29 protein-coding genes are annotated in these 26,360 nt (G+C 67.9%); 7 read left to right on the top strand and 22 right to left on the bottom strand.

Going from position 1 to position 26,360, the window contains the following annotated elements:
- Window positions 1-102 precede the first annotated feature (102 nt).
- On the bottom strand, window positions 103-954 hold the full coding sequence (locus FBQ73_RS20265; protein WP_138401299.1) for a protein-disulfide reductase DsbD domain-containing protein: 852 nt from the start codon (window positions 952-954) through the stop codon (window positions 103-105).
- Window positions 955-1,146: 192 nt separating this feature from the next.
- Here FBQ73_RS20265 and FBQ73_RS20260 point away from each other — a divergent pair, with 192 nt between their 5' ends.
- Complete coding sequence (locus tag FBQ73_RS20260; protein WP_138401298.1) at window positions 1,147-1,764, top strand: YqgE/AlgH family protein; 618 nt, start codon at window positions 1,147-1,149, stop codon at window positions 1,762-1,764.
- A gap of 102 nt (window positions 1,765-1,866) precedes the next feature.
- Here FBQ73_RS20260 and FBQ73_RS20255 read toward each other — a convergent pair whose 3' ends face one another.
- The 3 genes from FBQ73_RS20255 to FBQ73_RS22955 all read right to left on the bottom strand — a co-directional run bounded on the left by FBQ73_RS20255 (window position 1,867) and on the right by FBQ73_RS22955 (window position 4,751).
- Window positions 1,867-3,030, bottom strand: a complete 1,164-nt coding sequence (locus FBQ73_RS20255; protein ID WP_138401357.1) for a cell wall hydrolase — start codon at window positions 3,028-3,030, stop codon at window positions 1,867-1,869.
- 224 nt (window positions 3,031-3,254) lie between these two features.
- Window positions 3,255-4,214 (bottom strand): methylmalonyl Co-A mutase-associated GTPase MeaB, encoded by a 960-nt coding sequence (gene meaB, locus FBQ73_RS20250; protein ID WP_138401297.1) that lies wholly within the window; start codon window positions 4,212-4,214, stop codon window positions 3,255-3,257.
- A gap of 222 nt (window positions 4,215-4,436) precedes the next feature.
- Entirely contained in the window at window positions 4,437-4,751 is a 315-nt protein-coding gene (locus FBQ73_RS22955; RefSeq protein ID WP_210236842.1) for a glycine zipper domain-containing protein, read from the bottom strand.
- 305 nt (window positions 4,752-5,056) lie between these two features.
- Between FBQ73_RS22955 and FBQ73_RS20240 the strand changes: the two genes are divergently transcribed.
- Window positions 5,057-5,398, top strand: coding sequence for a rhodanese-like domain-containing protein (locus FBQ73_RS20240; protein ID WP_138401295.1), 342 nt, complete (start codon window positions 5,057-5,059; stop codon window positions 5,396-5,398).
- Between the two features lie 160 nt (window positions 5,399-5,558).
- On the opposite strand, the gene leuB is transcribed toward FBQ73_RS20240, so the two are convergent.
- The 7 genes from leuB to argE form a co-directional block, all read right to left on the bottom strand.
- A complete protein-coding gene (gene leuB / locus FBQ73_RS20235; RefSeq protein ID WP_138401294.1) occupies window positions 5,559-6,671 on the bottom strand; it encodes a 3-isopropylmalate dehydrogenase in 1,113 nt (370 codons plus the stop codon).
- A gap of 280 nt (window positions 6,672-6,951) precedes the next feature.
- Complete coding sequence (locus FBQ73_RS20230) at window positions 6,952-7,818, bottom strand: SDR family NAD(P)-dependent oxidoreductase (protein ID WP_138401293.1); 867 nt, start codon at window positions 7,816-7,818, stop codon at window positions 6,952-6,954.
- Window positions 7,819-7,847: 29 nt separating this feature from the next.
- Window positions 7,848-8,702: an aromatic amino acid exporter YddG gene (yddG, locus tag FBQ73_RS20225; protein ID WP_138401292.1), complete on the bottom strand. Its 855-nt coding sequence runs from the start codon at window positions 8,700-8,702 to the stop codon at window positions 7,848-7,850.
- Between the two features lie 24 nt (window positions 8,703-8,726).
- The gene (locus FBQ73_RS20220) at window positions 8,727-9,131 is read right to left on the bottom strand and encodes a (deoxy)nucleoside triphosphate pyrophosphohydrolase (RefSeq protein ID WP_138401291.1); all 405 of its coding nucleotides are present in this window, start codon (window positions 9,129-9,131) and stop codon (window positions 8,727-8,729) included.
- Window positions 9,128-10,369 carry a bifunctional glutamate N-acetyltransferase/amino-acid acetyltransferase ArgJ gene (gene argJ / locus FBQ73_RS20215; protein WP_138401290.1) on the bottom strand — a complete coding sequence of 414 codons (1,242 nt, stop codon included), beginning with the start codon at window positions 10,367-10,369 and terminating at the stop codon, window positions 9,128-9,130. The genes FBQ73_RS20220 and argJ overlap by 4 nt, the downstream gene beginning before the upstream one ends.
- Window positions 10,370-10,502: 133 nt before the next feature.
- On the bottom strand, window positions 10,503-10,934 hold the full coding sequence (locus tag FBQ73_RS20210; RefSeq protein ID WP_138401289.1) for a GlcG/HbpS family heme-binding protein: 432 nt from the start codon (window positions 10,932-10,934) through the stop codon (window positions 10,503-10,505).
- Between the two features lie 59 nt (window positions 10,935-10,993).
- Window positions 10,994-12,187, bottom strand: coding sequence for an acetylornithine deacetylase (argE, locus tag FBQ73_RS20205; RefSeq protein WP_138401288.1), 1,194 nt, complete (start codon window positions 12,185-12,187; stop codon window positions 10,994-10,996).
- Window positions 12,188-12,225: 38 nt separating this feature from the next.
- Between argE and FBQ73_RS20200 the strand changes: the two genes are divergently transcribed.
- Window positions 12,226-12,879 (top strand): DUF1028 domain-containing protein, encoded by a 654-nt coding sequence (locus FBQ73_RS20200; protein ID WP_138401287.1) that lies wholly within the window; start codon window positions 12,226-12,228, stop codon window positions 12,877-12,879.
- A 49-nt stretch (window positions 12,880-12,928) separates the two neighbouring features.
- On the opposite strand, the gene FBQ73_RS20195 is transcribed toward FBQ73_RS20200, so the two are convergent.
- The 7 genes from FBQ73_RS20195 to FBQ73_RS20165 form a co-directional block, all read right to left on the bottom strand.
- Window positions 12,929-14,086 carry an ABC transporter ATP-binding protein gene (locus FBQ73_RS20195; protein WP_246089795.1) on the bottom strand — a complete coding sequence of 386 codons (1,158 nt, stop codon included), beginning with the start codon at window positions 14,084-14,086 and terminating at the stop codon, window positions 12,929-12,931.
- Window positions 14,076-14,909: an ABC transporter permease gene (locus FBQ73_RS20190; RefSeq protein ID WP_138401285.1), complete on the bottom strand. Its 834-nt coding sequence runs from the start codon at window positions 14,907-14,909 to the stop codon at window positions 14,076-14,078. Before FBQ73_RS20190 ends, FBQ73_RS20195 begins: the two co-directional genes overlap by 11 nt.
- Window positions 14,909-15,760, bottom strand: coding sequence for an ABC transporter permease (locus FBQ73_RS20185; protein ID WP_138401284.1), 852 nt, complete (start codon window positions 15,758-15,760; stop codon window positions 14,909-14,911). The genes FBQ73_RS20190 and FBQ73_RS20185 overlap by 1 nt, the downstream gene beginning before the upstream one ends.
- A gap of 213 nt (window positions 15,761-15,973) precedes the next feature.
- The gene (locus tag FBQ73_RS20180; protein WP_138401283.1) at window positions 15,974-17,005 is read right to left on the bottom strand and encodes an ABC transporter substrate-binding protein; all 1,032 of its coding nucleotides are present in this window, start codon (window positions 17,003-17,005) and stop codon (window positions 15,974-15,976) included.
- A gap of 346 nt (window positions 17,006-17,351) precedes the next feature.
- Window positions 17,352-17,771, bottom strand: a complete 420-nt coding sequence (locus tag FBQ73_RS20175; protein ID WP_138401282.1) for a RidA family protein — start codon at window positions 17,769-17,771, stop codon at window positions 17,352-17,354.
- Between the two features lie 10 nt (window positions 17,772-17,781).
- On the bottom strand, window positions 17,782-18,282 hold the full coding sequence (locus FBQ73_RS20170) for a flavin reductase family protein (protein WP_138401281.1): 501 nt from the start codon (window positions 18,280-18,282) through the stop codon (window positions 17,782-17,784).
- On the bottom strand, window positions 18,279-19,733 hold the full coding sequence (locus tag FBQ73_RS20165; protein WP_138401280.1) for a 4-hydroxyphenylacetate 3-hydroxylase family protein: 1,455 nt from the start codon (window positions 19,731-19,733) through the stop codon (window positions 18,279-18,281). The genes FBQ73_RS20170 and FBQ73_RS20165 overlap by 4 nt, the downstream gene beginning before the upstream one ends.
- Window positions 19,734-19,968: 235 nt before the next feature.
- Here FBQ73_RS20165 and FBQ73_RS20160 point away from each other — a divergent pair, with 235 nt between their 5' ends.
- Together FBQ73_RS20160 and FBQ73_RS20155 are read left to right on the top strand one after the other, a co-directional pair.
- A complete protein-coding gene (locus tag FBQ73_RS20160; RefSeq protein ID WP_138401279.1) occupies window positions 19,969-20,907 on the top strand; it encodes a LysR family transcriptional regulator in 939 nt (312 codons plus the stop codon).
- Window positions 20,908-21,079: 172 nt separating this feature from the next.
- Window positions 21,080-21,502, top strand: coding sequence for a YciI family protein (locus FBQ73_RS20155; protein WP_138401278.1), 423 nt, complete (start codon window positions 21,080-21,082; stop codon window positions 21,500-21,502).
- Between the two features lie 109 nt (window positions 21,503-21,611).
- Here the strand turns inward: FBQ73_RS20155 and FBQ73_RS20150 are convergent, their stop codons facing one another.
- On the bottom strand, window positions 21,612-22,571 hold the full coding sequence (locus FBQ73_RS20150; protein WP_138401277.1) for a 2-hydroxyacid dehydrogenase: 960 nt from the start codon (window positions 22,569-22,571) through the stop codon (window positions 21,612-21,614).
- Complete coding sequence (locus FBQ73_RS20145) at window positions 22,568-23,023, bottom strand: type II 3-dehydroquinate dehydratase (protein WP_138401276.1); 456 nt, start codon at window positions 23,021-23,023, stop codon at window positions 22,568-22,570. Before FBQ73_RS20145 ends, FBQ73_RS20150 begins: the two co-directional genes overlap by 4 nt.
- A gap of 213 nt (window positions 23,024-23,236) precedes the next feature.
- On the opposite strand from FBQ73_RS20145, the gene FBQ73_RS20140 reads away from it, so the two are divergent.
- Complete coding sequence (locus FBQ73_RS20140; RefSeq protein WP_138401275.1) at window positions 23,237-23,635, top strand: response regulator; 399 nt, start codon at window positions 23,237-23,239, stop codon at window positions 23,633-23,635.
- A complete protein-coding gene (locus tag FBQ73_RS20135; RefSeq protein ID WP_138401274.1) occupies window positions 23,635-24,042 on the top strand; it encodes a response regulator transcription factor in 408 nt (135 codons plus the stop codon). The genes FBQ73_RS20140 and FBQ73_RS20135 overlap by 1 nt, the downstream gene beginning before the upstream one ends.
- 30 nt (window positions 24,043-24,072) lie before the next feature.
- Here the strand turns inward: FBQ73_RS20135 and FBQ73_RS20130 are convergent, their stop codons facing one another.
- Window positions 24,073-24,732: an outer membrane protein gene (locus FBQ73_RS20130; protein WP_170218986.1), complete on the bottom strand. Its 660-nt coding sequence runs from the start codon at window positions 24,730-24,732 to the stop codon at window positions 24,073-24,075.
- A gap of 145 nt (window positions 24,733-24,877) precedes the next feature.
- Window positions 24,878-26,221 (bottom strand): phosphoglucosamine mutase, encoded by a 1,344-nt coding sequence (glmM, locus tag FBQ73_RS20125; protein WP_138401272.1) that lies wholly within the window; start codon window positions 26,219-26,221, stop codon window positions 24,878-24,880.
- Window positions 26,222-26,360 lie beyond the last annotated feature (139 nt).

Raw genomic sequence — 26,360 nt, 5'->3', positions numbered from 1 at the left:
CGCAGGCCGTTCCGGCCCGCGCCGACAATACGGGGTTTTACGGAGGAGAAAAGCGCGCCGGCAGTATCACGCGGCCCGTCGCAGAGGCGCCCGCGCACCCTTTCAAGGCGCCGGAACGGGCACCGTGGTGGTGATCGCCTTCGGGCCGTCCACCAGGGTCAAGGTGAGAGGCGCGCCCGTGGGGTCTACTCCGGAGGGCACGCCGTCCAGCGGCATCACGAAGCGGGCCACTCCATCAGGCAGCGCAGTCTTCTGTGGCAGCGGCAGGGCCCAGTGCGCATCGGGCCCTTCGGCGAACAGGTCGGCCTTTGGGTTCGTGGCCTTCACCTCGATGACCAGGCGATGGGGCGTTGCCGCAGTATCGAGCGCAACCGACCGCACCGAGGGAGTATCGACGGACCCCAGCGCCTGCGCGGCGGGCACGGTGGCGCGGGCGGCCGCGATGCGTGCCGCATCCTCCCCGCCGGCGGCGTCGATGACCAGGGAAAGGTCAACCTTCGCCGGCATGCACAAAGCCTCGCAAACGGCGAAATCAAACGCGATCTGGAGCCGCGCCGGTTTGCCGGGATCGGCAAGCTCCACCTTCAGCGGGAACAGCACCGCGCCCTTGTAGCCGATGGAAAACCCGCCACCGCCGTCAGAAAAGCGCTTCGGAGCCGGCCACGCTATGGAAACGCCGGCCACGTTCTGCGACCCCTCGAACGCCAAGGCCGGCGGCACGCCGCTGTCGCCGGGATAGCGCCAATAGGTCTTCCAGCCGGGAGCGAGGCGCACCTCGATGCCGGCATCCACCTGGACGCCCTCGACCGCCCCGGCGATGAGTTCCACCTCGGCCCCCGGGACCTTGGCGAGGGTGTCGGCCCGAGCCGGCAGGGCGGCAAGCCAAAGGCCCGAAATGGACAGGGCGGCAAGCCCCATGCGGCCGCTCTCGGCCAACGTGCGCAGCAAGTTCATGCCCCAGCCGGTAGCCTCTCCGCGGCGGCGCGCAAAGCCCCCTACGCGCACAAGCGTGTGACAGGCCAAGGTCGGACAAGAAGTCGGCAAGGGACGGACAAGGGGTGGTTAAAGCCTTTTCCGCATCCACCCCCTGCGGCGACGCGCTCAATTCGCATTTCCAAAAGTCCGGATGCGCGGTACCCTCTGACAATGATTGCGAGCCAGAAACCCAACGTCCCCAGCGGCGGGTCGAGCTTTCTCGACGGGCAGGTGCTCATCGCCATGCCCACCATGCGCGACGAGCAATTCGCACGCACCCTCGTCTATCTGTGCGCCCACTCAGCAGAGGGGGCCATGGGCATCGTGGTGAACCAGCCGGCGAGCCACATCGACTTCACCGACCTCCTGGTCCAGCTCGACGTGATCCCCTCCTCCGAGCGCATCTTGCTGCCCAAGAGCGCCGGAGCGGTGAAGGTTCTGCGTGGCGGGCCGGTGGAGACCGGGCGCGGCTTCGTGCTGCACTCGGCCGACTATTTCGTCGAGAACTCCACCCTACCCATTGATGACGGCATCTGCCTGACGGCGACGCTGGACATCCTGAAGGCCATTGCCGGTGGTCGCGGCCCGCGCAGCGCCGTGCTGGCGCTGGGCTATGCCGGATGGGCGCCCGGCCAGTTGGAGACCGAGATCCAGGCCAACGGCTGGCTGAATTGCCCGGCTGATTCGGATCTCATCTTCGGCGAGGGGGTGGATGCAAAATACAACCTGGCCTTGCGCAAGCTGGGCGTTGACCCCGGCATGCTCTCAAGCGACGCCGGCCACGCCTGACGCCGGCAGGCCGGTGGTTATGCCTGGGTCCCGAGAGTGCGACGCTCAGGCTCCGCGCGATTTATCCAAAGTGCGTTGAGTGAAACACGCCGGACAGTGGGTTCAGCCCTCGCCCCAGCGGCGGGGGCGATAGAAAGTGTGCACGCCGATGCGGTCGAGCTTGCGCATCTCCCTCACCCAGCTCGGGTGCACCCAGTAGGCGTGGTAATGGGTCGCCCGGCCCACGCTGGTGAGCCACAATTTGCCGTCCAGCATGTCGGCGGCGATATCCTTGGCCTGCACCCACATGTCCGGCTCGCGCACCACGTCGCGCACATTGTCGCAGGCGAAGGTGAACTGGCAGGCCAGATGCCGGTGGGCATTCTGGTAGACGGCGCCGCACACGTCGTTGGGGTAGTAGCCGGAGAACACCCGGTTGACGATGACCTGCGCCACCGCCACCTGCCCCCGCTTGGGCTCACCCCGACTTTCGAAATAGATGGCTTCCGCCAAGCACTTCTGCGCCCGCGCCAGTTGCTCGCCGGCAAGGCTGAGGCGCTGGGCGGGCGAGGGCCAGATGCCGTCGCGCTCGCCATCCTCCGCTGCTTCCACCGCCTCGGCGCCGGCGCTGGTGGCGATCTCGACCGCGCCGGTGGGGCGCGGGGCCGGGAGCGGCACGAAGCCCTGCTCGGCCAGGGCGTGATATTCGAACGCCAGCGCCGGAAAAACGTTGGGATCACGGCTGAAGACCGCGACCGGATCGTGATGGAGCGCCGGCTGCGCGTCGGCCTCTTCGATGGTCGCAGCGGGCGGCGCCTCCCCGGCGGGAGCGCCTTCGCTCTCCCGCACCGCGCCGAAATCGGGACCGAAGGAGGCATCCTCGGCGATGGGGCCGGAATTATCCTGGATCAGCGGCAATTCCAGCAGCAGGTCGAGGGCGAGTTCGAGGTGGGGCTGGCTCGGCCCGGTGCGTGCGGGCACATCCTCGGCGTCGAGAACCAGAGGCGGGGGATAGGCGAAGGCGTCGTCGTCCGATGCCGAGGCCATCGCCGCGGCGGGCGGCGGGGTAAGGTCATCTGCCATCGGCGCGCCGGCGATGGCAGCCGCCCTGAAAGCCTCAGGCGGTACGGCCACATCGGTGAGCGAGGCGGTGACGATGGCCGCCCCCGGTCGGATCACCCGCGGCGCGTCGTTGAACACCACACGCGGCTCGGGCAGTCCGGTGCCGATGGGCTGGGGCAGGTCCAGCGTGCTGACCTTGAGCGCCCGCGCCGGCGCGGCCAGCATGACGAGCCCGCTGGCGGATGAACGGGAATCGGCGCCATCCGCCCCGGCGATTGCGGGCGGCACGGCGGCGAAAGCGGCGGCAAGCAGGACAGGCGAAGCGAACCGCCTGATGCGTGTCCCTCGGTCTCGGCGAAACTCCATGGCTCCTGCCCTTGACGTGTCATCGTGTCCCTAATGGGGCGCCGGGGCGTTGCCCGGCGGTGACACGCAAGAGCATTGTCCGATCAGCCTTGCCCGGAGGTTAACAGCGTCGCGAGTTCCGCTTCGCGGGCGAACGGTGTCTTGGCACCGAGCGAGAGGCGGCGGGCGCGGGCCAGGCCATGGGTGCCGAAGCGCACGCGCACGGCCTCCTCAACCCATTTTTCCTCCTGCGCAGCCCGGTGCGCGGCGCGCCGCCCATTCTCGTCCATGAAGGCGAGATGGAGCGAAACGGCTTCGTCGAACGCCTCGAGCCCCTCCCCCGTCGCCGCGGACAGGCGGATGACAGGCACCGTCCAGCCGGCCGCGCCGGAGCCGGAAAGTGAAAGCGCGCCAGCCACTTCCGAGGCCGCCCGGCGCGCCACCTCCTTCATGTCGGCCTTGGTGACGACGATGATGTCGGGCAGTTCCATGACGCCCGCCTTCATGAATTGCAGGCTGTCTCCGGAGGCCGGCTGGATGCACAGCACCACCGTGTCGGCGACGAGGGAAATGTCCGCCTCCGACTGGCCGACGCCCACGGTTTCCACGATCACCAGATCATAGATGGCGCGCAGCAGCACCACCGCCGCCACCGAATCATCCGACAGGCCGCCGAGGCGGTCACGTGCGGCCATCGACCGCACGAACACGCCGCGGTCTTCCGGGTCGGTCTTCATGCGGGCGCGGTCGCCCAGGAGGGCTCCGCCGGTGCGCCGCGAGGACGGGTCCACCGCCAGCACCGCCACGGTGCGGCCGGCGGCGCGGGCGCGCTGCACCAGGGCGTTGGTGAGGGTGGACTTGCCAACGCCGGGCGGCCCCGTCAGCCCCAGCACATGGGCCTTGCCGGCCTCCGCCGCCTGATCGAGCAGGGCGACAAGGTCCGGCGTCCCCCGCGCGGTCTCCACCAAGGCGAGGGCCCGCGCCACACCGCGCTTGCCGCCGGTACGCAGGGTGTCGAGATCAAGCATGGGGGGCGGGGCGGCGGGGGCGGGAGCAGGCAGCATAAGGGCAAGTCTAGAGCGCGATCCGGCCAAATTGAACCAGCTTGCGCGGTGAATCGCCCTCAGACCTGAGGAAAGAGCAGGCGACGATCCACGAGCCGCCCGACGCGGGCCGCTGCCATCTGCCGAACAACGGAAAAAGGCGCCGGCCAGGGCCGGCGCCTCTCCCACTGATCGGATCCGTGCGGGGGAACGGAACCGATCAACAGCCGTGAATTCGTTAGATCAGCAATTGCCGCGGGACACGCGCACCACCGCGCCATTGCTTTGGCGCAGATAGCAGCGACCGTCATTGCCCCAGAAGTAGTAGGCGCGGTTACGGTCCTGCTGGTTGCCGATGATGGCGCCGGTGGTGCCGCCGATGATGGCACCCGCCGCAACACCGCCCGCCGAGCCGGTGGCGGCGCCGCCGATGAGCGCGCCGGCCGTACCGCCGATGAGCGCTCCGCCCACCGTGCTGTTCTGCGCGAACGCAGGGGACGCCGCGCCGACGAAGGCCGCGACAGCGAGGACGAGAGCGAGGCCGGGACGCTGGGTCATTGTCTTCCTTTCCGCAGCCACCGTATGTGGGCGATGGCGTGCTGCGATGGATGCTGATCTAGCAAAGCCAACATGAACGCCAGATGAGCGGAACGTTTGGCCGACATGCAGCTTCCCGACCGTTCTGCATCCCACGCCTGTCCCCGTAAAGGGCCGCAGACGTGCCGTGACAGCAATGGATCGTGATACCGCACGGCCGGCGTTTGCCGCGGCGGAACCAGACACCATTCGGTCAGGAACGGCTCTTGCATCGCAAGGCGGGTTGGGTGCAGGCTTCGGCACCCTCGTTCCCAGGACGATCATTCATGAGCGAACGCAACCCCTTCGGCGGGACCATCACGCACCTTTCGCCGGCGGAGGTCCGCCAAGGCCTCGCCGACGGCACCATCCTTCTCGTGGACGTGCGCGAGACAAACGAGATCCAGGCCGAACGCGTCCCGGGCGCCACGCCCTTTCCACTGAGCAAGTTCGACCCCTCCGCCCTGCCCGACCCGGCAGGCAAGCGCCTTGTCTTCTCCTGCCGCTCGGGCCAGCGCTCGCAGCAGGCGGCGGCCTACGCCCAGAAGGCGGGCCTGCCCTATGAGGAGCACATGAAGGGCGGCATCATCGGCTGGCGCGAAGCCGGCTTCGAGGTCGACCGCGGCTGAGCCGCTCCGCCCTTCGGATCCGAATCGTCACATCCGAAACGAAAACGCGCCGCCCGGGCCCCGGACGGCGCGTTTTTGTTGAGCCCAACCAAAGGCTCCGGTCTTTGACCGGTGCCGAGAAGATATCGCTCAAGCCCCGCGCGGGCTTGTTCGCGCCCGATCAGGCCGTCGCAGCGTCCAGCTCGGCGATGATGGCCTTGCCCATGTCCTGGGTGCCGATGGTCTCGGTGCCCGGGCCGGCGATATCGCCGGTGCGCTTGCCGGAGGCCAGCACGCCGGCGATGGCCTGGTCGATGCGGTCCGCCACCTCGCCCTGGTTGAACGAATAGCGCAGCGCCATGGCCAGCGAGCCGATCATGGCGATGGGATTGGCGATGCCCTTGCCGGCAATGTCCGGCGCCGAGCCGTGCACCGGCTCGTACAGCGCCGCGCGCTTGCCTGTGACCGGATCGGCCGCGCCAAGCGAGGCGGAGGGCAGCATGCCCAGCGAGCCGGTGAGCATGGCGGCAATGTCGGAGAGGATGTCGCCGAACAAATTGTCGGTGACGATCACGTCATACTGCTTCGGCCAGCGCACCAGCTGCATGGCCAGCGAATCGGCGAGGTTGTGCTCCAGCTCCACGTCCTTGTAGGCGCGCTCGTGGAGGGCGGTGACCACCTCCTTCCAGAGCACGCCGGACTTCATCACGTTGTGCTTCTCGGAAGAAGTCACCTTGTTGCGGCGGGTGCGCGCCAGCTCGAAGGCCACGGAGGCGATGCGCTCGATCTCGTAGGTGTCGTAGACCTGCGTGTCGATGGCGCGCTTCTGGCCGTTGCCGAGATCGATGATGGTCTTGGGCTCGCCGAAATAGACGCCGCCGGTCAGCTCGCGCACGATGAGGATGTCGAGCCCCTCCACCACCTCGCGCTTGAGGGAGGAGGCATCCGCCAGCGCCGGATAGCAGATGGCCGGGCGCAGATTGGCGAACAGCTGCAAGTCCTTGCGCAGGCGCAGCAGGCCCGCCTCGGGGCGCGCCTCATAGGGCACGCTGGCCCACTTGGGGCCGCCCACGGCGCCGAGCAGCACCGCGTCCGCCGCCTTGGCGCGGACCATGGCGTCCTCGGAGATGGCGGCGCCGTGCGCGTCATAGGCGCAGCCGCCCACCAGATCCTCTTCAATGGCGAAGGAGGCGAGGCCCGCCTGGTCGAGCCAAGCGGCCACCCGTTTCACCTCGGCCATCACTTCGGGACCGATGCCGTCACCGGCGAGGAGGAGCAGCTTGTGGGTGGCCATGGGTGGTGTCCTTGGAGTCTCTTGGGAGTGCTCTTGGCCTGCGGCGTCTGGCAGTCCTGCCTCGAGCCGTCTTGGCGCTGTCGCCACCCTGAAGGCGGCGGTTCCGGCGCGGAGTGCTACGGCCTCGCCTCTTCAAGCGCAAGGGCGCCGGCGCAAGATCGTTGCTGCAGTGCGGCGCGATATCATCAGCCTCGGTCGTTGACCGATGCCAAGTGGGTACGCTCAAGCGCCGCGCGGGCTTGACCAATGGTCCGCGAGACAAGCTCTCGGACCATTGGTATCAGTCGCCCTTCACGAAGGCGGCGAAGGCCTGCGCATAGTCCTTGTGCCAGCGCGACAGGGGCGGCCGGTTGGCGATGATGTCCCCCGCCGCCCAGGCGATCCGCTTCTGGTCGAGGGCGCGGGTCACGTCATTGTCCGGGCACAGAATGTAGAAATCGCCGGCCGCAAGGCGCTCCAGCATGAAATCCACGGTCTGTTCCGCCGTCCAGGCGCCCGCCGGCTTTTCGGTCCGCCCGCCGGCCGCCAGCGGCGTGAAGACGAAGCCGGGAATGAACAGGTGGGCGGTCACCGCGCATCCCTCGATGTTGCGCAGCTCGTGGGCGAGGGCCTCGGTGAACACCTTCACCCCGGCCTTGGAGACATTGTAGGCGGGGTCGCCCGGCGGGGTGGTGATGCCCTGCTTGGAGCCGGTATTGACGATGAGCCCCGGCTTGCCGCGGGCGATCATCTTCGGCCCGAACACACGGGAGCCGAGGATGATGCCCCACAGATTCACCGCAATGACCTTCTCCCAGTTCTCCAGCGGGCCGAACAGGGCGCTGCCGGGCTGGATGCCGGCATTGTTCAGCAGCACGTCCGTGCCGCCGAAGCGCTCGGCCACCTCGGCTTCCAGCCGCTCGATGTCGGAGAGTTCGCTCACGTCGGTGGCAACGGCGAGCACATCGGCCGCCCCGCCGGTTGCGATGCCCGAGAGGCTGGCAGCGGCGGCCTCCAGCTTCTCCCCCGGCAGATCGGCGATGGCGACCTTCAGGCCCCGCGCGGCGAAGCGGGCGGCGGCGGCAAGGCCGATGCCGGAGGCGCCGCCGGTCACGACCGCCACGGCACCGGGAGCAAGGGCGGGATGGGCAAGCACGGGATCAGCCATGGCTTTTCTCCTTCAAAGGGGATGCCGTCTCAACGCCGCGTGGCGACGAAGGCTCCCCCGACGATGAGAGCGCAGGCGAGCGCCAGCGACCAGGATGGCGCGGCAAAGCCCGTCGCCACCAGCAGCAGCGTGGACAAAACCGGCGCGGCATAGGAGGCGACGCCCAGAAAGCGCACGTCGCCGCGCTTCATGCCGATATCCCAAGTGTAGAAGGCCAGCCCCACCGGGCCAATGCCCAGCAGCGCCACCGCCGCCCATTCCAGCGCGCCGGACGGCCACACGGTGCGTTCCAGCGCCAGATGGCACAGGCCCGCCAGCACCGCCGTGGCGAGGCAGAAGCCGGCCACCGCCTGGGTGGGCACATCCGCGAACTGGCGCGACGCCACCGAATAGGACGACCAGATGAAGGCGCAGGCGAAGGCGGCGAGATAACCCGGCGCAAAGCGCATCTCCACGCCGGTAAAGCCGCCCTTGCCGAGGAGGAGTACCACCGTTCCCGCAAAACCCATGAGCGCGCCGATCACATGGACGCGGCGCAGCCCGCCCCCCGGCAGGAAGGCGGAAAGCAGCACGATGAGCAGGGGCCATAGATAGGCGATCAGCCCGGCTTCCGCCGCCGGCGCCCATTTCAGCGCGGTGAAATAGAGGAAATGGTAGCCGAACAGCCCGCCCACCCCGTGGAGGTAGGCCAACGGCCGCTGCTTCAGCACGCCGAGCCCCGGCCCGGCCAGCGCCGCGCCCACGCCCACCGCCCCGCCGATGGCGAAGGTGAGCGCTGTGAGGAGGAAGGGCGGTACCTGTCCCGTCGCCGCCGTGAGCACGGCAAGGGTCGCCCACAGCAGGATGGCGAGCAGGCCGATGCGGGTGGCGGCGGCGGAGGTCATGACGCGCGGATCACGGCGCGCGGCTCAGGGGCCGAGCAGGTCGATGAGCGCGGGGATCAGCGGCTCGTCGGCGGGGGGCATGGGGATGTCGCGGAGACGGGCGGGGTGCAGCCATTGCAGCGCCTGGTGCTCCTTGCGCTGGATGGTGCCTTCCCAACGTCGGCAGATCCACAGGGGCATCAGCAGATGGAAGGTCTCGTAGCCGTGGCTCGCGAAGGTGAGCGGGGCGAGGCAGGCTTCCTTGACGGTGATGCCCAGTTCCTCGTCCAGCTCGCGGATTAGCGTCGCCTCCGGCCGCTCCCCCGGCTCCACCTTGCCGCCGGGGAATTCCCAGAGGCCGGCCAGCGCCTTCCCCTCCGGCCGCTGCGCCACCAGCACGCGGCCGTCCGCGTCCACCAGGGCGCAGGCGGCGACGAGAGTGATCTTCACGAGCGATAATCCCCGTTGATCGCCACATATTCCTTGGTGAGGTCGCAGGTGAGCACCCGGTCGGAGCCGCGGCCGAGGCCGAGATCCACGAACAGGTCGATCACGTCGTTCTTCATGTAGTGGGAGACCACGGCCTCGTCATAATCAGGGTCGCGGGCACCTTCGTGGGCGACGCGGTAGTCGCCGAAGGAGATGGTGAGGCGGTCGCGGTCGGCCGGCTCGCCGGCCTTGCCCACCGCCATCACCACGCGGCCCCAGTTGGCGTCCTCGCCGGCCACGGCGGTCTTCACCAGCGGCGAGTTGGCGATGGACATGGCGATGCGCCGCGCCGACTTCTTCGATACCGCGCCGGTCACCTGAATGCGCAGCAGCTTGCGGGCGCCCTCGCCGTCGCGGGCCACCTGCTCGGCGAGGTCGGCGAGAAGATCCACCAGCGCATGGCGGAAGGCACGCAGGGCCGGGTCGTCCGCGCTCTTCACCGTCTTCGCGCCCCGCGCCTTGGCGGCACCGGTAGCGAACAGCAGCAGGGTGTCGGAGGTGGAGGTGTCACCGTCGATGGTGACGGCGTTGAAGGTGTTCTTCACGCCCTTGGAGAGCAGGTCCTGCAATACGCCGGCGGCGATGGGCGCGTCGGTGAAGACGAAGGAAAGCATGGTCGCCATGTCCGGGGCGATCATGCCCGCGCCCTTGGCGATGCCGTTGATGGTCACCGGCACGTCGCCCAGCAGCACCTGCGCGGTGGCGAGCTTGGGGAAGGTGTCCGTGGTCATGATGGCGCGGGCGGCATCGAGCCAGGGCCAGTCCACGAGGCGGCCGGCGGCCTCGGTCAGGGCACCCTCGAACTTGGTGGCGTCCAGCGGCTCACCGATGACGCCGGTGGAGGCCAGGAACACTTCCGAGGTCTTGCAGCCCAGCGCCACGCCGGCAATCTCGGCCGTGAGCTGGGTGGCCTCGCGGCCCTTCAGGCCGGTGAAGGCGTTGGCATTGCCGGAATTCACCACCAGGGCGCGGGCCTTGCCCTTCTTCAGCAGATCGCGGCACCACTCCACCGGCGCGGACGGGCACAGGGACTTGGTGGTGACGCCGGCCACCGTGGTGCCGGGCGCGAACGACATGACCAGGACATCGGTGCGCCCGTGATAGCGGATGCCGGCGGCGGCGGTGGTGAAGGTCACCCCTGGCACCGGCAGCAATTCGGGCACGAACTTGGGCGCGAGGGGAGAGATGGTCGACGACATGGCTGTTCCCCGGTGATGGCGCGTCTCGTGTGCCGCAGCTTCAAGGCCAAGGCAAGGGCGCCGATGGCGCCGGTTGCCGCAGCCCCGCGCCAGATCTGCGCCCCCGCACCATATGCCCGTTCCTTGGCGCTGCCTAAACTTCCGCCCCGATGGCCGCCAGGGCCGCCTTCGCCACCTCCACGTCCTCCGCCCCCTTGCCGGAGCCGACGCCAATGCCGCCCACGCACACCCCGTCGAGAATGATGGGGAAGCCGCCCTCCAGATTGGTCAGCCGCCCGCCCGCGGCGATGGCCAGCTTCAGCTCCAGCGCGGGATCGAGCCGGCTGGTGGGCTGGCGGTGGGACGCGGCGCTGATGGCCTTCGACAGCGAGGTCTCCCGCGACAGGAGCTTGGCTCCGTCCATGCGCACGAAGGCGAGGAGGTTGCCGCCTTCATCCACGATGGAGATGTTCTGCGGCACGCCCATGGCTTCCGCCTTCACCACCGCCGCGTTGAGCGCGACCAGCGCGCCGGCATGGGTGAGCCGGGCGGCGGGACGAGTGAAGGCGGCGTTCTCTGTCGACATGAATGGCCTCTCTGTCTGTGCCGCGGCTCCGGCGTTCGACCGGCACGGCGGGATTTGGCTCAGGCGCCGCGGGGCTCGCTCCTGATCCAGTCGGCGGCGGGACGGCGGATGATATCAGCCAGGCGGGCCAGCATGGCATCGCACTGGGCAAGCTCCTCGCGGCCGATCCATTCGTCCGCCTTGTGGGCGCGGGCGATGTCGCCGGGGCCGCAGACCAGGGTGGGGATGCCCGCCTGCGCATAAAGCCCGGCCTCGGTGCCGAAGGCGATGGTGCCCGGCGGAGCATTGTCCCCGGTGAGCCGCGCCACGGCGGCGGCCTCCGGCGCATCGGGGGCGGTGGCGAGGGCGGGATAGGCGGAAAGCTCCTCCAGCAGCAGGTCGGCCTCGGGCGCTTGCGCCTTCAGGGCGGCGCGGGCCTCGTCCGCCAGCGCCTCTATGCGGCGGAACGGGGCGGCGGTGTCGCTGCCGGGGATGGTGCGCAGCTCGAATTCCATCACCGCCTGGTCCGGCACCACGTTGAGCGCCCCGCCGCCGTGGAGGGATCCGATGTGGAGCGTGGCATAGGGCGGATCGAAGGCGCCGTCCTGCGCGCCGGTCTTCAGTTCGTCCGCGAGATCCGCGAGCCGGGCGGCGAACCGGGCCAGCGCCGTCACCGCGTTGGCCGCTTGGTGCGGCAGGGCCGAATGGCCGGTGCGGCCCAGCGCCGTGGCGCGCCAGCCGGTCTTGCCCTTGTGGGCGCGCTTCACCTTCATGCCGGTGGGCTCGCCGACGATGCACAGCAGCGGCCGCGCCGGCAGGGCCGCCACCGCCGCCACAAGGTCGCCAGCGCCCTTGCAGCCGATCTCCTCGTCGTAGGAGAGGGCCACGTGCACGGGGGTCTGCGGATCGGCAGCGGCGAAGGCGGGCAGCGCCGCGAGGACGCAGGCGACGAAGCCCTTCATGTCGGACGTGCCGCGCCCATAAAGCCGGCCATCCCGCGCGGCGAGGCGGAAGGGATCGCTGGTCCACGGCTGTCCCGCCACCGCCACCACGTCGGTGTGGGCGGAGAGCACGATGCCGGCACGGTCCTCCGGCCCGATGGAGATCAGCAGCGCGGTCTTCTCCCCGCCGGCGTTGGGCAGGCGGCGCACGCGGGCGAAGGGGGCGGCGATCGCCGCGACGGCGGCGACCACCTCTTCATTCGGCGCATCTGTAATCGATGCAACCGAAATGAGTTTTTCAAGTATTTCTTCGGATGATACTTGCCTGCTCATGCCCGCCCCGCTAGAAAAACCATGAAAAGGAGACGGGAATGACCTATTCCATCGCCGCACGCTGCCCGCAAACCGGCGCCTTCGGCATCGCCATCACCTCGTCCAGCATCTGCGTCGCCAGCCGGTGCGCCTGGGTGAGCCCGCTCGGGCTCGTCACCACTCAGAATGTGACCGATCCCGCGCTGGGGCCTGCGGGCCTCGCGCTGCTGCGGCAGGGCATCGGCGCCGGCGGCGTGCTCACAACCCTGCTGGCCGGAACGCCGCAGCCCGCCTTCCGGCAGGCCAGCGTCATCGACCGCTACGGACAGGTGGCGTGGCATTCGGGGGCCGAGGCCCTGCCCATCGCGGCTGCTGCGGAAGGGCCCGGCTGTATCGCCCTGGGCAATCTCCTCACCCATGACGGCGTGCCGGCGGCCATGCGCGACGCCTTCCTCGCCGACCCCGCCCTGCCGCTGGCCGAGCGGCTGCTGCGGGGCCTGGAGGCCGGACTCGAAGCCGGTGGCGAGACCGGGGACGAGCATGCGGCGGGCCTTCATGTGGCATGCACCTATGACTGGCCGGTGGTGGACCTGCGGGTGGACTGGGACGAGGCCCCCATCGCCGCCCTGCGCGCCCTGTGGGACCGCTACGCCCCCGAGCAGGCCGCCTTCGAGAGCCGAGCCCGATCCCCGGCCACCGCGCCCAGCTTCTAGGAGTGCGCACAGGCCACGGCATCCGCTTTCTAACGGGCGCACGCCGGCATCATTTCGCATCGGAGGCGAAGGCCACGGCGTCGCCCGCCGCGAAATCGAGGCTGACGTGAGCGCCCGCCGGCCAGCGACCCGGTGCTTCATGGCCGGGCACCCGCACGGTGACGCGACCGCCCCTGGCGGCCGGAACATCCACCAGCACATCCACGTGGGAGCCCTGATAGACATGGGTCGCCACCGTGCCGGCGAGTACGCCGTCGGCATCGGCGAAGCGCATGGCGTCCGGTCGCACGAACAGGTCCACTGCGGCGCCCGGCACAAGGCCGTCCAGCGTCTCGGCACGCACCTGCACCCGGCCCTCGCCCAGGGCGACGGTGGCCATGTCGCCGAGGCGGCGTTCAAGGCGCGCCGGCAGCACGTTCACATCGCCCACGAAGGCGGCGACGAAGGGGTCGAGCGGCCGGCGATAGATCTCGTCGGGCGTGCCCACCTGGCGGATGCGCCCGTCGGACATCACCGCGATGCGGTCCGACATGGACAGCGCCTCGCTCTGGTCGTGGGTGACGAAGATGGTGGTGACCCCGAGCTTCCTCTGGATCTCCTTCAGCTCCACCTGCATGGAGCCGCGCAGATTCTTGTCGAGGGCGGAGAACGGCTCGTCCAGCAGCAGCACCTTGGGGCGGATGACGAGGGCGCGGGCCAGCGCCACGCGCTGCTGCTGGCCGCCGGAGAGCTGGCGCGGCTTGCGGTCGCCGAAGGCGGCAAGCTTCACCAGCGCCAGCGCTTCGGCCACCCGCTGCTCGATTTCCCTTTTGGGCACGCCGCGCATGCGCAGGCCATAACCCACGTTCTTCGCCACGCTCATGTGCGGGAACAGCGCGTAGTTCTGGAACACCACGCCGATCTCACGATCATAGGGCGGCGTCTCGGTCATCAGGCTGCCGGAAACGAAGATCTCGCCGCCATCCGCCTCCAGGAAGCCGGCGATGAGGTTGAGCAGGGTGGTCTTGCCGCAGCCGGACGGGCCGAGCAGCGTCATGAACTCGCCCTGGCCGATCTTCAGCCACGCCTCGTGCAGCGCGGTGGCGTCGCCGAAGCGTTTGGTGACGCCGTCGATCTGCACACCCACCGGGCGGGTCTGGGACGCCACGTCAGGCGGGATTGAGGACATGGAGGCGCGCTCCTGCGGATCGCGGCGTTCAGCGGGCATGCTCAACGTTCAGCACCTTTCCGAGGCCGAGAAACTGGTTGGCGAGGGTGAGGAGGCCCGCCGTCACCACGATGTAGATGACGGAGAGCGCCGCGAGCGTCGGGTCGGCATATTCGCGGACATAATTATACATGGCCACCGGCAGGGTTTGGGTTGCCTGGGCGGTGACGAACAGCGAGGCGGTGAATTCGTTGAAGGACAGGATGGCGGCGAACAGCCAGCCCGAGAACAGGCCGGGGATGAGGAGCGGCAGCGTCACCGTCCATAGCGCCATGCCGGGCCTGGCGCCGAGGCTGGCGGCGGCCAGCTCCAGCCGTCCGTCGAGATTGCGCAGCGACACATAGACCGAGCGCATGACGAAGGGCAGCACCAGCACCACATGGCAGACGATGACGAGGGCGAAGGTGCGCGTGGCATGCACCTGCGCGGCGAGGATGAGGAAGCCGAGGCCGATGGTGAAATGGGGGATCACCAGCGGCGAGGTCAGCATGGCTTCCAGCGCCCTCTTGCCGCGAAAGCTGTAGCGATCGATGGCGAAGGCGAAGCCCGCCCCCACCACCAGCGCGATGGAGGAGGCGAACGCGGTGATGATGAGCCCGTTCTGGAAGCCGACGGCGAAATCGCGATAGGTGAAGGCGCGCCGGAACCAGCGCAGCGACCACGACTGCGGCGGGAAGGTGAGGATGGCGCGATCGTTGAAGGCCGAGATGGCCACCACCACCGCCGGCAGGATGATGAAGGCGACGATGAGCGCAACCACGCTCCAGCCGGCGACCTTCAGAATGCGCTCGCCGATGCGGGCGGGGATAAGACGGCGGCGCATCAGTGGGCTCCGATCTTTTCCAGCGGGCGGATGGCCTGCTTGGCCATGGCCAGCACCGCGAAGGTGAGCGCGATGCCGGTGATGGAAAGCGCCGCCGCGAAGGGGAAATTGAAGGAGGCAAAGCCCAATTGGTAGACGAGGGTCGAGATCATGCTCACCCGTCCGCCACCGATCATCTGCGGGGTCGCGAAGGCGGAAAAGGTCCAGGCGAAGGCGGTGGAAACGCCCGCCACTACGCCGGGCATGGAGAGCGGCAGCGTCACCGTGAGAAAGGCCTTCACCGGCCCGGCGCCCAGCGAGGTGGCCGCCTTCTCATAGTCCACGTCGATGTGGGAAAGCGCGGCGGCAAGCATGATGACCATCACCGGTAGGGTCACGTGCACCAGCGCCACCACCACGCCGAAGGTGGTGAACATCATCTGCACCGGACGCTCCACGAGGCCAAGGCCCATGAGAATGGAATTGATGAAACCGGTGTTCCCCAGAACGATGATCCAGGAATAGGTCCGCACCACCTCGCCCAGGAACAGCGGCGTCACCGCCGTGATCAGCAGGAACGACTTCAGCGCCACGTTGCGCGTGCGCACCAGCGCGAAGGCCAGCGGATAGGCCACCACAAGGGTGATGAAGGCGGTGAGCAGGCAGATCCACACGGTCTGCACGAACACCTGCGCATAGAGCGGGCGCAGCAGCGCCTCGAAATTCGAAAGCGAGAAGCCGCCCGGGTCGAGCGATCCCGGCACATAGGCGCGGAAGGCATATTGCAGGATCGCCGCCAGCGCCGCCGCCGAGGCAAGGGCCGCCAACACGGCGGGCGTGACGAACAGGGCGAGGAAGGGGCGCTTGTTCATGTGTATGCCATTCGACCATTCTTGAGCCGTCCCGGTGTCCTGTCCGGGGCGGAGGGGAGAGTGGGCAGGGGCCCCACACTTCCCCTCCGCAGTGATGCGATGCCCGACCACCGATCAGGGCAGTCTGGGGGCCGGGCGTCCGCCTCACATCGCGGGCGGACGCAGAGCCGCGCCCGCCATGACCGGCAGTCTCGACGACTACTTGCTCGACGACTACTTGGCGATCATGTTCTCTGAGAACCACTTGCGCCATTCGGCGGTCTTCTCCGCGCGTAGCTTGTGGTCGATGATGATGGTCTCCTTCTCCCACTGCTCGGCGGTGGTGAAGACGCCCGGAAGCTTCGCCGTCTCGGCGCTCACCTTGGCGCCGAGCACGGTGGGCGAGCCCTTCTTCAGCTCGGCGATCTGGCCCTGCACCTCGGGATCAAGCGCGGTGTTGATGAACTTCTGTGCCAGCTCCTGCTTCTTGGAGCCCTTCATGATGGCCATGGTGTCGATGCCGAGCACGCCGCCTTCCTTCGGGATCACCAGCTTGATCGGAACGCCCTGCGCGATCATGTAATAGGCGTTCATGGACAGCATGATCTGCACCGGCGTCTCACCGGTGGCGATGAGCTGCTGGGAATTGGCGTCGTTGGTGTAGAAGGCCTTGAAATTCGGCTTCAGCGCCAAGAGCTTCTGCTCGCCCTTCTGCCAGTCCGCAGGCGAGCCGCCGGCCAGCAGCGCGGAGACCGCGATGATGTGGCTGGGATCAAAATCGGGGGCCGCGATCATGCCCTTCAGCTCGGGGCTCCACAGGTCCGCCCAGGACGAGAAGGTGATGTTCTTCGGCGTCAGGTCCGGCCGGTAGCCGATGGTGTAGACATAGGCCCAGGCGCCAATGTGATAGGGGCTCACCTTGGCCTGCGGCACCAGTTTCGACGCATTGGGGATCTTGGCCAGATCCAGCGTCTCGAACAGGTCGTCGGTGGCATAGAGCCAGCCCACGTGCGCGGTGGTGAAGGTGATGTCGCTTTCGGGAGACCCCTTGGCGAGCTTCGCCTTGTTCAGCCGGTCGATGGTGCCGCCGGTGATGTATTCCACCTCTACGCCAGTGTCGGCGGTGAACTTCTTGGCGATGGTGTCGGCGATGAGGTCACGGAAGCTGCCGCCCCACGTGCTCACCACCAGCTTTTCCGCGGCGCTCGCCGGACCCGCCGCGAGGGCGGCCAGCGCGAGGCCGAGGGCAAGGAACTTGCCTTTCATCCGTGTTCTCCTCTGGATCCGCCTTTGCGACGGTTGATTTTAGAAACCCGCCCGCCTGATCCGACGCGCAGCCTTTACGTAAATGTACGTAGAGCCGCACAGAAATGAAATAGGAAAATTGCATTTTGAAGTATTTTAGAAGCACTTGAGTGCATTTTTACTGCGTTAAACGCAGTCATTCCCCGCGCCGCTGGCGGCGCGAGGATGAAAGACCTTGGGCTTCACCGCCGTCCTGCCCGGCTGGTTCGGAGTAGCGGCCCGGCGGCGGAATGGATCCCCCGGTCAAGCCGGGATAGGACCCCGTGCGGAACGTGTCGCGGGTCGTCCGCCGCGCACCGCAACGCCCTCATGCCCGCTGGGCGGGGATCTCGGCGATGATGTCGATCTCCATCAGATATTCCGGCTTGGCGAGGCCCTGCACGATGAGGCCGGTGGAGACCGGATAGACCCCCTTCAGCCAGGCGCCCACCACGCGGTAGACCGGCTCGCGATAGGCCCGGTCGGTGATGTAGATGACGATCTTCACCACGTCCTCGAGCTTCGCGCCGGCCTCTTCCAGCAGCACTTTGGCGCAGGCCATGGCGTTCTCGGTCTGGGCGGCGGCATCGCCCACGCCGATGATGTTGCCGTCGAGGTCCATGGCGGTCTGGCCGCGCAGGTAGACGGTGTTGCCGGCGCGGACCGCCATGCACACGTCATTGTCGAGATTCTGCTCGGGATAGGCCTGCTTGGTGTTGAACGGGCGGATGCGGGTGTGGGTGGGCACGATCAAACCCTTATGCAGCGGAAAGGCGCCGATAGGCGCGGTTGGCGTAGAGGAGCGGCTCGGCCTCGGCCTCGATGCCGTGGACCGCGGTCACCTCGCCCACCACGATGCGGTGGGTGCCATAGGCATGGTGGGCGGCGAGCCGGCAATCGAAGCTCATGAGCGCGTCGGCGAGCACCGGCGCGCCGCTCGCCGCCACGTCCCAGCGGGCGGCAGCGAAGCGGTCCTCCCGCAGTTCGGGGATCTGGCCGGCGAAGGCGTCGGCGACCCGCGACTGGTGGTGGGCGAGCACGTTGGCGACGAACACGCCGTTGGCCTCGATGGTCGCCAACGCCGCGCTCTTCTCGTGGATGCACAGGATGACCGAGGGCGGTTCCATGCACAAAGAGGCGAGCGAGGAGACGGTGAGCCCGGCCTTCCCGGCCGGCCCATCGGTGACGATCACCGCCACCCCGGACGCCATACGCCGCATGGCCTCGCGGAACAGCGCCGGATCGATGGGAGCGCTCATTTCAGCGACCCCTTCACCTTGTCGGAGAGGCCGGCGGTCTTGCGCACAAAATCCAGCGGCCCCTCGAAATCGAAGCTCTTGTAGACCGCCGCCAGGTGATTGAAGTGCGGCGCCTGGGCGAACTGCACGAAGGCGAGGCGATGGCCGGCATAATCGGAGGAGACGAGATCACGCGCGAAGGCGAGCAGCTTGCGGCGGTCCTCCGATTCCCAATTGTCGTTGAGGGTGTAGAACTTCTTCAGCCAGTCCGCGGTGCCCTCGGCCTCGAACGCCGCCACGTTCGGGGTCACGCAGATCTGGCCGCCGATCAGTTCTCGGGTGGCGTGCATCATGGCCGGAAGCTGCGAGCAGGCGAGCACCCGCCCGGCATAGAGGATGGACTGGTTGGGCATCAGCAGGCCCGCCGGGCTCTTCTCGGCCAGCGCAATAGAGGCGGTGAGGTGGGCGTTGATGCCCTCGCGATAGACCGCGAGGTCCGCCAGCTTCTCCTGCACTGACTGCAGCTTGTCGAGGCCGGTCTGCTTGGCGTTCCACAGTGCCGCGCCGATCATCATGTCGGCCACGTAGAGCAGGCGCAGCACGTAAGGATAGGCCGAGTAGCGGTGCAGCGTGCCGCGCACGAACTGGGCCGCCTTGGTGTAGCGATAGAAGAACACGTCCTCCCATGGGATGAGAACGTCGTCAAAGATCACCAGCGTATCCACCTCATCGTAGCGATTGGCGAGGGGATAGTCGGCCGGATTGGTGCGGCCGGCGAAGCCGGAGCGGCAGATGTGCTTCACCCCCGGTGCGCCCATCTTCACGATGCAGCCGAGGGCGTAGTCGCTTTCCTTCTCGTCGGTCCAGGCGCCCACGGTGGGCTTGAGATAGGCCTGGTCCGCATAGGCGGCGGCGGTCTCGTATTTGGCGCCGCGGATGATGATGCCGGCGTCGGTCTCTTTCGTGACGTGCACCATCATGTCCGGGTCGCGCTCGGAGATGTGGCGGGAGCGGTCGCCCTTGGGATCGGTATTGGCGGAGACGTGGAAGGGGTCTTCCTCCACCACACGCTTGATGTGGTTGTCGATGTTGGCGGCAAAGCGCGGGTCGATGGCCGCCAGCATGTCGCGGCCGTCCTGCAGCGACCACATCTCGCCGATGGTCTCGTCGCCGACGCGGGTGACCACTCCGCCCACGTCCTTCAGCAGGATGTCCACGCCCTGCCGCTTGGCGTGCCAGTGGTCCTGGGTAGTGGGGGGCTGGTGGAAGATGGAATGCACTGCATTGTCTTCCACATAGGTCAGCGCCGGGGCGGTGGCCTCCTCGTGGTGGAGGTCGTACATGCGCGCCTTGATATCCACGATGGGCTTGAAGGCGGCATGGGTGGTGACATCCTTCACCCGCTCGCCGTCGATCCAGATCTCGCGCCCGTCGCGCAGGCCGTCCTTGTAGGCGGCTCCGGTCCTGATCATCTCGCGCCTGCTCCCGAATTGGTCATGCCTAGGATTGGTGCAGAGTGTGGAGCCGACGCTCGGATCGATAAAATATTTTCTCTGAGGCGAAAAGATCGGCTTTTATGATCCAGATCAATGCGCCACAGTGGGCTCATCATCGGAGTCCTGCCCACGTGGTCGCGTCCGCCCCCTGCCCGCTTTCAAGATCGCCTTTTCAATCCAGCGCCTTGGCCCGCCCGGAAGCCCTCTGGCGATGAACGTGTCCCTGCGCGCCCTGCGCTACGTGGTGGCGGCGGCCGATTGCGGCAACGTCACCGAGGCGGCACGCCAGCTCAACGTCTCCCAGCCCTCCATCTCCGCCGCCATCGCCCAGACCGAGGCGGATCTCGGGCTGCAACTGTTCGTCCGCCACCATGCGCGGGGCATCTCGCTGACCTCGGCGGGGCAGCGCTATGTGAACGAGGCGCGCCATCTCCTCGCCCACGCCCGCGATTTCGCCCAGACCGCCGAGGCGCTGGGCGACAGCCTGAGGGGCGAAATCGCGCTGGGCTGCTTCCTCACCATCGCCCCGCGCTTCATGCCCGCGCTGCTGGCACGCTTTGCCGAGGTGCAGCCGGGCATCACCGTGAAGCTGGAGGAAGGCGACCAGCGGGAGATCCTCGACGGCCTGCTCTCCGGCCGGCTGGAGATCGCCGTGTCCTACGGCTATGCGGTGCCGGAGGAATTGTCAGGCGAACTCCTCATCGATCTGCCGCCCCTTCTGGTGGTGGCGGCCGACCATCCCCTGGCGGGCAAGAGCGTGGTCTCGCTGAAGGACGTGGCCGATGAGCCTTTCCTGCTCTACGACCTGCCCCACACCCGCGACTATTTCTTCTCCCTGTTCGATGCCGCCGGCATCACCCCGCGCATCGCCTACCGCTCGCGCTCCTACGAGCTGATCCGGGGCCTGGTGGGGCAGAAGCGCGGCTACACGCTGCACAATGCCTCGCCCCGCACCACCATGGCCTATGACGGCAGCCGGGTGGCGGTGCGGCCACTGAAGGAACGCCTGCCGCCGGTGAAGGTGATGCGCCTCACCCTGCGCCGACAGCCCATGCGCCCGGCGGTGGAGGTGTTCGCGCGGTTCCTGTCCGATGCCTTCTCCCCCGGTGGCATGTTCGCCCCCGGCTCCATCGCGCCGGACATGGACTAAAGCGGTTTCGAGCGAAGTGGGCACCGGTTCGGGTGAAGAAAACGCGTTGCTCGCGAGGCTGCGCGGCACGATGACGTAGCGTAAAATTCAAATGGGATGTCGGGACGGCCGCCGGTATCCGTCCTTGGGGGGATGCAGGCCGCCATGGCCAGCCAAAACCGAGGAGAGCGACATGCGCGTGATGGTGATCGTGAAGGCGACGGCCGACAGCGAGGCGGGCCTCATGCCCTCGTCCGAACTGCTGGAGGCCATGGGCAAGTTCAACGAGGAACTGGCCAATGCGGGCATCATGCTGTCCGGCGACGGCCTGAAGCCGTCCTCCAATGGCAAGCGCGTCGCCTTCGACGGCCCGGGCCGCATCGTCATGGACGGCCCCTTCGCCGAGACCAAGGAACTGATCGCCGGCTATTGGCTGTGGGAGGTCAAGGACATGGAGGAGGCGGTCGCCTGGGTGAAGCGCTGCCCCAATCCCATGCCCGGCCCGAGCGAGATCGAGATCCGCCCGCTCTACGAGATGGCCGATTTCGGCGAGGCCCTGACCCCCGAGGCGGTCGCGCCCCACGACCGCGCCCGCGAGGCCATCGCCAAGCGCTAGAGCACGCGCCGATCAGCTTGCATCGCAAGCCGATCGGCCAACGCGTTCTCTTTCTTGAATTTAGAGAGACCGACCGCCGCAAGCGCGAGGCCCCCCCTCCCCTCGCGCTTCAATACCCCCGCTTGGGGTCCACCTGGTTCAAAACCTGTTCGCCCGCCTCGATGCGGCGGATGTTCTCCACGATCTGGGGCGCGGCAGTGCGCGGGATGGCGACGGAGGCGAGGTGCGGTGTCACCAGCACGTTGTACATGGCCCAAAGCGGGCTTTCGGCCGGTAGCGGCTCCACCTCGAACACGTCGAGGGTCGCCTCGGCAATGTGGCCGGAGCGCAGCGCCGCGATCAACGCCGCCTCGTCCACCACAGCGCCGCGCGCCACATTGATGAACTTGGCGCCCCTGGGCAGCTGCGCCAGCCGCTCGGTGTTCATGAGCCCGCGCGTATCAGACGTCAGCGGCAGCATCACCACCACGATGTCGCTGCCTGCGAGGAAGCCGGGCAGGGCTTCAAGGCCATGGAAGCAGGAAACGCCCTCCAGCGCCTTGGCGGTGCGCGACCAGCCGCGCACGTCGAAGCCGTGGCGGGCCAGTTCCAGCGCCGCCGCCGCGCCCAGGTCACCAAGGCCCAGCACGCCCACGCGGGTCTCATTCGCCGTGCGCGGATGCACATAGTGCCAGCGCCCCTCCCGCTGCGCCCGCTCGAAGGTGGGGATGTCGCGGGCGTGGCGCAGCACGCAGAACAGCACGAATGACGCCATCATCTGGGACATGTTGGGTTCGCTGAGGCGGGTGACCGGCACGTCCGGCAGATCATCCCGCGCCACCAGGGCATCCACCCCGGCGCCGAGATTGATCACAAGCTTCAGGTTGGGGAATCGCGCGAAGAAGCCGTGGGGCGGCTTCCAGACGAGCGCATAGCGCACCTGCGCCGGATCGCCCTCCACATGGCCGTCCTCCGCCCGCGCGATCCGCACGTCGAGGCCGGGATGGGCGGCCTGAAGGGCGCTCTTCCACTCCTGCCCGATGTCCACGGCGCTGTAGAACACCAGCGCCCCGCTCGCCTGCTCGCTCACTTCTGCGCCCCTTCCGCCTGCGCCAGCTTCGCCGCCGCGCTGATGGCGAGTTCGTAGCCCAGCGCGCCGAGCCCCGCCACGATCCCCGTCGCCGCCTTGGAGACGAAGGAATGGTGCCGGAACGGCTCGCGCCGGTACACATTGCTCATGTGCGCCTCGATAATCGGCTTGGGGAAGGCCAGCAGCGCGTCGAGGATGGCGATGGACGTATAGGTGAGCCCTGCCGCGTTGATGACGATGGCATCCGCCTTGGCCCGCGCCTCCTGGATCCAGTCCACGATCACGCCCTCATGGTTGGACTGGCGGAAATCGAGGGTGACCCCCAGCGCCGCCGCATGGGCCTGGCAGCGCGCCTCGATGGCCGGGAAGCTCTCGCTGCCGTAGGTGCCGGACGGGTCGAGGCCGTAGAGATTGGCGTTCGGCCCGTTGATGAAGAAGATCGTGGTTGCCACCGCGGGTGTCCTGTTTTCTGGAAGGCGAATTTGGCAGGCGAACTCGGAAGTCTCGCGCACTGTCACCGGCCCGGCCGCCCCCGGCCAATCGAAAGTTGGGATGGCAGGCATCGGCTTTCCTGATTTTGTGCGCCGCTCTTTGACGGTTAGCGGAACCGGAGCGCGATAACGGCGTTCTCAGGTTCGACGCCGCGCCGGAAGAATAATCGGATCATGTCAGCTCAAGGTCTCGCGCCAAGTACAATCGCAGCCGCACGCACCGTGCTGCTGGTCGAGGACGATGCCCTCGTCCGGCTGGTCACGGCGGGCGAATTGCGGGATGCCGGCCTCACCGTCATCGAGGCGGCCTCGGCGCAGGAGGCCTATGAGGCCATCATTGCCGGCCTGCACGTGGATGTGGTCTTCACCGACGTGCGCACCGAGGGCACGCTGGATGGCTACGAGCTTGCCCGCATGCTGAAGGCGGAACGCCCCAGCCTGCCGGTGATCCTCACCTCCGGCCATCTGGACAGTTCGGTGGCGGCCCTTGTCGCCCCCTTTCTCGCCAAGCCCTACAGCGTGGAAACAGTGATCCAGCTGATCCACGCCCAGTTCGCAAGCGGATCCTCCTGATGTCCGAACCCAATGCAACCGAGCCCGCCCCGACGATCCTGGTGGTGGAAACCGACATCCTCGTGCGCCATGTGATCGCCGACTATCTGCGCGGCTGCGGCTACCGGGTGCTGGAGGCGGCGACCGGCGAAGAGGCGGCGCTGATCCTGGACGTGGAGGCCGAGGGCATCGACATCGTGCTCGCCGACGCCGCAGCGACTGGCGACCGGGAAGGCTTTGCGCTGGCGCGCTGGCTGCGGGAAACCCATCCCCACATGGATGTGGTCCTGGCCGGCTCGCCGGCCATGGCCGCCGCCCAGGCCACCGACCTGTGCGAGGACGGCCCGGCGGTGGACAAGCCCTACCAGCCCCAGCAACTGGCCGACCGCATCCGCTGGCTCATGGCGCGGCGCGGACGGAACCGCTGAAGGCTGGCCTTTGCCGCCTGTCGCGGCCGCTCAGCGCAGCATGTAGCGCACGCCGAAGCGCACCTGATGGGCGATGGTATCGCTTACAGCGAACACCCCCGCAGAGGACGGCGACCCCAGGTCCAGGTAGCGGTAGCTCACATCCAGGCTGAGGTCGGAGGAGAGCGCATAGGACACACCCGCGCCCGCCGACCACGCGAACTGCCAGTCGTTCACCGCCGGACCGAAGGCGGCGGGCGCCACATCAAGCGTATTGATGGAAAAGCCCGCGCCGGCGCTGAGATAGGGCGTGAACCCCGCGACGGTGATCACGTCCCAGTAGAGGCTTGCCAGCGCTACCGTCGCGTTCGCGGACATCTGGGCCGCCCCGTTCTGGGTCGCGCCGAGGTCGAGATAGTCGAGGCTCACCTCGCCGCGCAGCACCGGCAGAAACCGGTAGCCCAATCCGCCGCCCACCGACCAGCCCGAGCCGGACAGATCACCCGCCGCAGGGATGCCCGCGGTGGAGACACGGCCACCGGTCGAGGCCACATAGCCGGCGTCCGCCCGCATGTACCAGCCGGAAGGGGCATCGTCCGAAACTTCGGGAGGCGCGAGGGAGAAATCGCCGGGGCGGCCGAGCTTGGCCAGCATGTCTGCGGCTTCCGGGTCAGCGGCCTGCGCCACCGTTCCCGCCCACAGGAAGGCCATCGCCGCCACGCCGGCGAAACCACAACGCCCCGCACTCCAAAACCGCACCATTGCTTGAACCCGTGCCAAGATCCGCTTTCGAAGCAGACCCTCGCACGGCAAGCTTTAAGGCCGGATTAACCCTGACGAACAGTTAAGCGGGCGCTCAGGCGGCCACCTTCTGGAGCACGTCGATGACATCGTCGACCACGTTCTCCACCAGGTCGCGGTCGTCGCCCTCGCCCATCACACGGATGACCGGCTCAGTGCCCGAGGGGCGGATAAGCAGGCGGCCGTGATTGGCGAGGCGGCGCTCCGCATCGGCGATCACGATCTTCACCTTCTCGTCCTCCAGCGGCCGGCCGCTGGCGTAGCGGACATTCTTGAGGATCTGCGGCAGCGGATCGAAGCGGTGGCACACCTCGGACACCGGCTTGCCCCGCCGCGCCACCACGGCGAGCACCTGAAGCGCGGCCACGAGGCCATCTCCGGTGGTAGAATAGTCCGACAGGATGATGTGGCCAGACTGCTCTCCGCCCACATTATAGCCGTCCGCGCGCATGCGCTCGAGCACATAACGGTCGCCCACGGCGGTGCGAGCGAGCGAGATGCCCTCCCCCGCCAGGTGCCGCTCCAGGCCCAGATTGGACATGACAGTGGCCACCAGCCCGCTGCGGGCGAGGCGGCCGTCTTCCTTGAAGCTCTCGGCCACCACCGCCATCAGTTGGTCGCCGTCCACCACGTGGCCCTTCTCGTCCACGATGATCACCCGGTCGGCGTCACCGTCGAGGGCGATGCCGATGTCGGCGCGCACTTCCCGCACCTTGGCGGACAGCGCGGCGGGCGAGGTGGAGCCCACGTCGCGGTTGATGTTCATGCCATCTGGCTCGACGCCGATGGAGACCACGTCCGCCCCCAGCTCCCACAGGGCTTCGGGGGCGACCTTGTAGCCGGCGCCATTGGCGCAATCCACCACCACGCGGATACCGTCGAAGGTCTGATCCCGCGGCAGGGTGCGCTTGGCATATTCGATATAGCGGGCGTGCACGCCTTCCAGCCGCTTGGCCCGGCCAATCTCGGCGGGCTTGGCGAGGCGCTTGGCCATGTCCTCGTCGATCAGCCCCTCGATCTCCCGCTCCACCTCGTCGGAGAGCTTGAAGCCGTCGGGTCCGAACAGCTTGATGCCGTTGTCGTCATAGGGATTGTGCGAGGCGGAGATCATCACGCCGAGGTCGGCCCGCATGGAGCGGGTGAGCATGCCCACCGCCGGGGTCGGCACCGGGCCGAGCAGCAGCACATCCATGCCCACGGAGGTGAAGCCCGCCACCAAAGCGTTCTCGATCATGTAGCCGGACAGGCGGGTGTCCTTGCCGATGACCACGCGGTGGCGGTATTCGCCCCGCTGGAAGGTCAGGCCCGCGGCCATGCCGACCCGAAGCGCCAGATCGGCCGTCAGCGTTGCGTTGGCGCGCCCGCGCACACCGTCCGTTCCGAAATATTTGCGCGACATGTTCCCTCTTGCTCCACGCTGGCGCGGGCACTGATTCCACAGGGGTTTACCTGCCTTACCATCCTTGGCGCGGGGCACGCGATCACTTCTGGTGACGCGCGCGTAATGAAGCCCCGCTCCCCCGCCCCGGGATGACGCC

The sequence above is a fragment of the Xanthobacter autotrophicus genome (assembly GCF_005871085.1).
In the GTDB taxonomy this organism is placed as follows: domain Bacteria; phylum Pseudomonadota; class Alphaproteobacteria; order Rhizobiales; family Xanthobacteraceae; genus Xanthobacter; species Xanthobacter autotrophicus.
The sequence above is the reverse complement of the archived record's forward strand: the minus strand, read 5'-3'. Positions and strand labels throughout refer to the sequence as shown.

Bases quoted from the DNA above. Each gene is read 5' to 3' on its own strand.
- FBQ73_RS20265 (WP_138401299.1), bottom strand. From the start codon at position 954: ATGAACTTGCTGCGCACGTTGGCCGAGAGCGGCCGCATGGGGCTTGCC.
- FBQ73_RS20260 (WP_138401298.1), top strand. From the start codon at position 1,147: ATGATTGCGAGCCAGAAACCCAACGTCCCCAGCGGCGGGTCGAGCTTT.
- FBQ73_RS20255 (WP_138401357.1), bottom strand. From the start codon at position 3,030: ATGCTGGCCGCGCCGGCGCGGGCGCTCAAGGTCAGCACGCTGGACCTG.
- meaB (WP_138401297.1), bottom strand. From the start codon at position 4,214: ATGCTGCCTGCTCCCGCCCCCGCCGCCCCGCCCCCCATGCTTGATCTC.
- FBQ73_RS22955 (WP_210236842.1), bottom strand. From the start codon at position 4,751: ATGACCCAGCGTCCCGGCCTCGCTCTCGTCCTCGCTGTCGCGGCCTTC.
- FBQ73_RS20240 (WP_138401295.1), top strand. From the start codon at position 5,057: ATGAGCGAACGCAACCCCTTCGGCGGGACCATCACGCACCTTTCGCCG.
- leuB (WP_138401294.1), bottom strand. From the start codon at position 6,671: ATGGCCACCCACAAGCTGCTCCTCCTCGCCGGTGACGGCATCGGTCCC.
- FBQ73_RS20230 (WP_138401293.1), bottom strand. From the start codon at position 7,818: ATGGCTGATCCCGTGCTTGCCCATCCCGCCCTTGCTCCCGGTGCCGTG.
- yddG (WP_138401292.1), bottom strand. From the start codon at position 8,702: ATGACCTCCGCCGCCGCCACCCGCATCGGCCTGCTCGCCATCCTGCTG.
- argJ (WP_138401290.1), bottom strand. From the start codon at position 10,369: ATGTCGTCGACCATCTCTCCCCTCGCGCCCAAGTTCGTGCCCGAATTG.
- FBQ73_RS20210 (WP_138401289.1), bottom strand. From the start codon at position 10,934: ATGTCGACAGAGAACGCCGCCTTCACTCGTCCCGCCGCCCGGCTCACC.
- argE (WP_138401288.1), bottom strand. From the start codon at position 12,187: ATGAGCAGGCAAGTATCATCCGAAGAAATACTTGAAAAACTCATTTCG.
- FBQ73_RS20200 (WP_138401287.1), top strand. From the start codon at position 12,226: ATGACCTATTCCATCGCCGCACGCTGCCCGCAAACCGGCGCCTTCGGC.
- FBQ73_RS20195 (WP_246089795.1), bottom strand. From the start codon at position 14,086: ATGCCCGCTGAACGCCGCGATCCGCAGGAGCGCGCCTCCATGTCCTCA.
- FBQ73_RS20190 (WP_138401285.1), bottom strand. From the start codon at position 14,909: ATGCGCCGCCGTCTTATCCCCGCCCGCATCGGCGAGCGCATTCTGAAG.
- FBQ73_RS20185 (WP_138401284.1), bottom strand. From the start codon at position 15,760: ATGAACAAGCGCCCCTTCCTCGCCCTGTTCGTCACGCCCGCCGTGTTG.
- FBQ73_RS20180 (WP_138401283.1), bottom strand. From the start codon at position 17,005: ATGAAAGGCAAGTTCCTTGCCCTCGGCCTCGCGCTGGCCGCCCTCGCG.
- FBQ73_RS20170 (WP_138401281.1), bottom strand. From the start codon at position 18,282: ATGAGCGCTCCCATCGATCCGGCGCTGTTCCGCGAGGCCATGCGGCGT.
- FBQ73_RS20165 (WP_138401280.1), bottom strand. From the start codon at position 19,733: ATGATCAGGACCGGAGCCGCCTACAAGGACGGCCTGCGCGACGGGCGC.
- FBQ73_RS20160 (WP_138401279.1), top strand. From the start codon at position 19,969: ATGAACGTGTCCCTGCGCGCCCTGCGCTACGTGGTGGCGGCGGCCGAT.
- FBQ73_RS20155 (WP_138401278.1), top strand. From the start codon at position 21,080: ATGCGCGTGATGGTGATCGTGAAGGCGACGGCCGACAGCGAGGCGGGC.
- FBQ73_RS20140 (WP_138401275.1), top strand. From the start codon at position 23,237: ATGTCAGCTCAAGGTCTCGCGCCAAGTACAATCGCAGCCGCACGCACC.
- FBQ73_RS20135 (WP_138401274.1), top strand. From the start codon at position 23,635: ATGTCCGAACCCAATGCAACCGAGCCCGCCCCGACGATCCTGGTGGTG.
- FBQ73_RS20130 (WP_170218986.1), bottom strand. From the start codon at position 24,732: ATGGCCTTCCTGTGGGCGGGAACGGTGGCGCAGGCCGCTGACCCGGAA.
- glmM (WP_138401272.1), bottom strand. From the start codon at position 26,221: ATGTCGCGCAAATATTTCGGAACGGACGGTGTGCGCGGGCGCGCCAAC.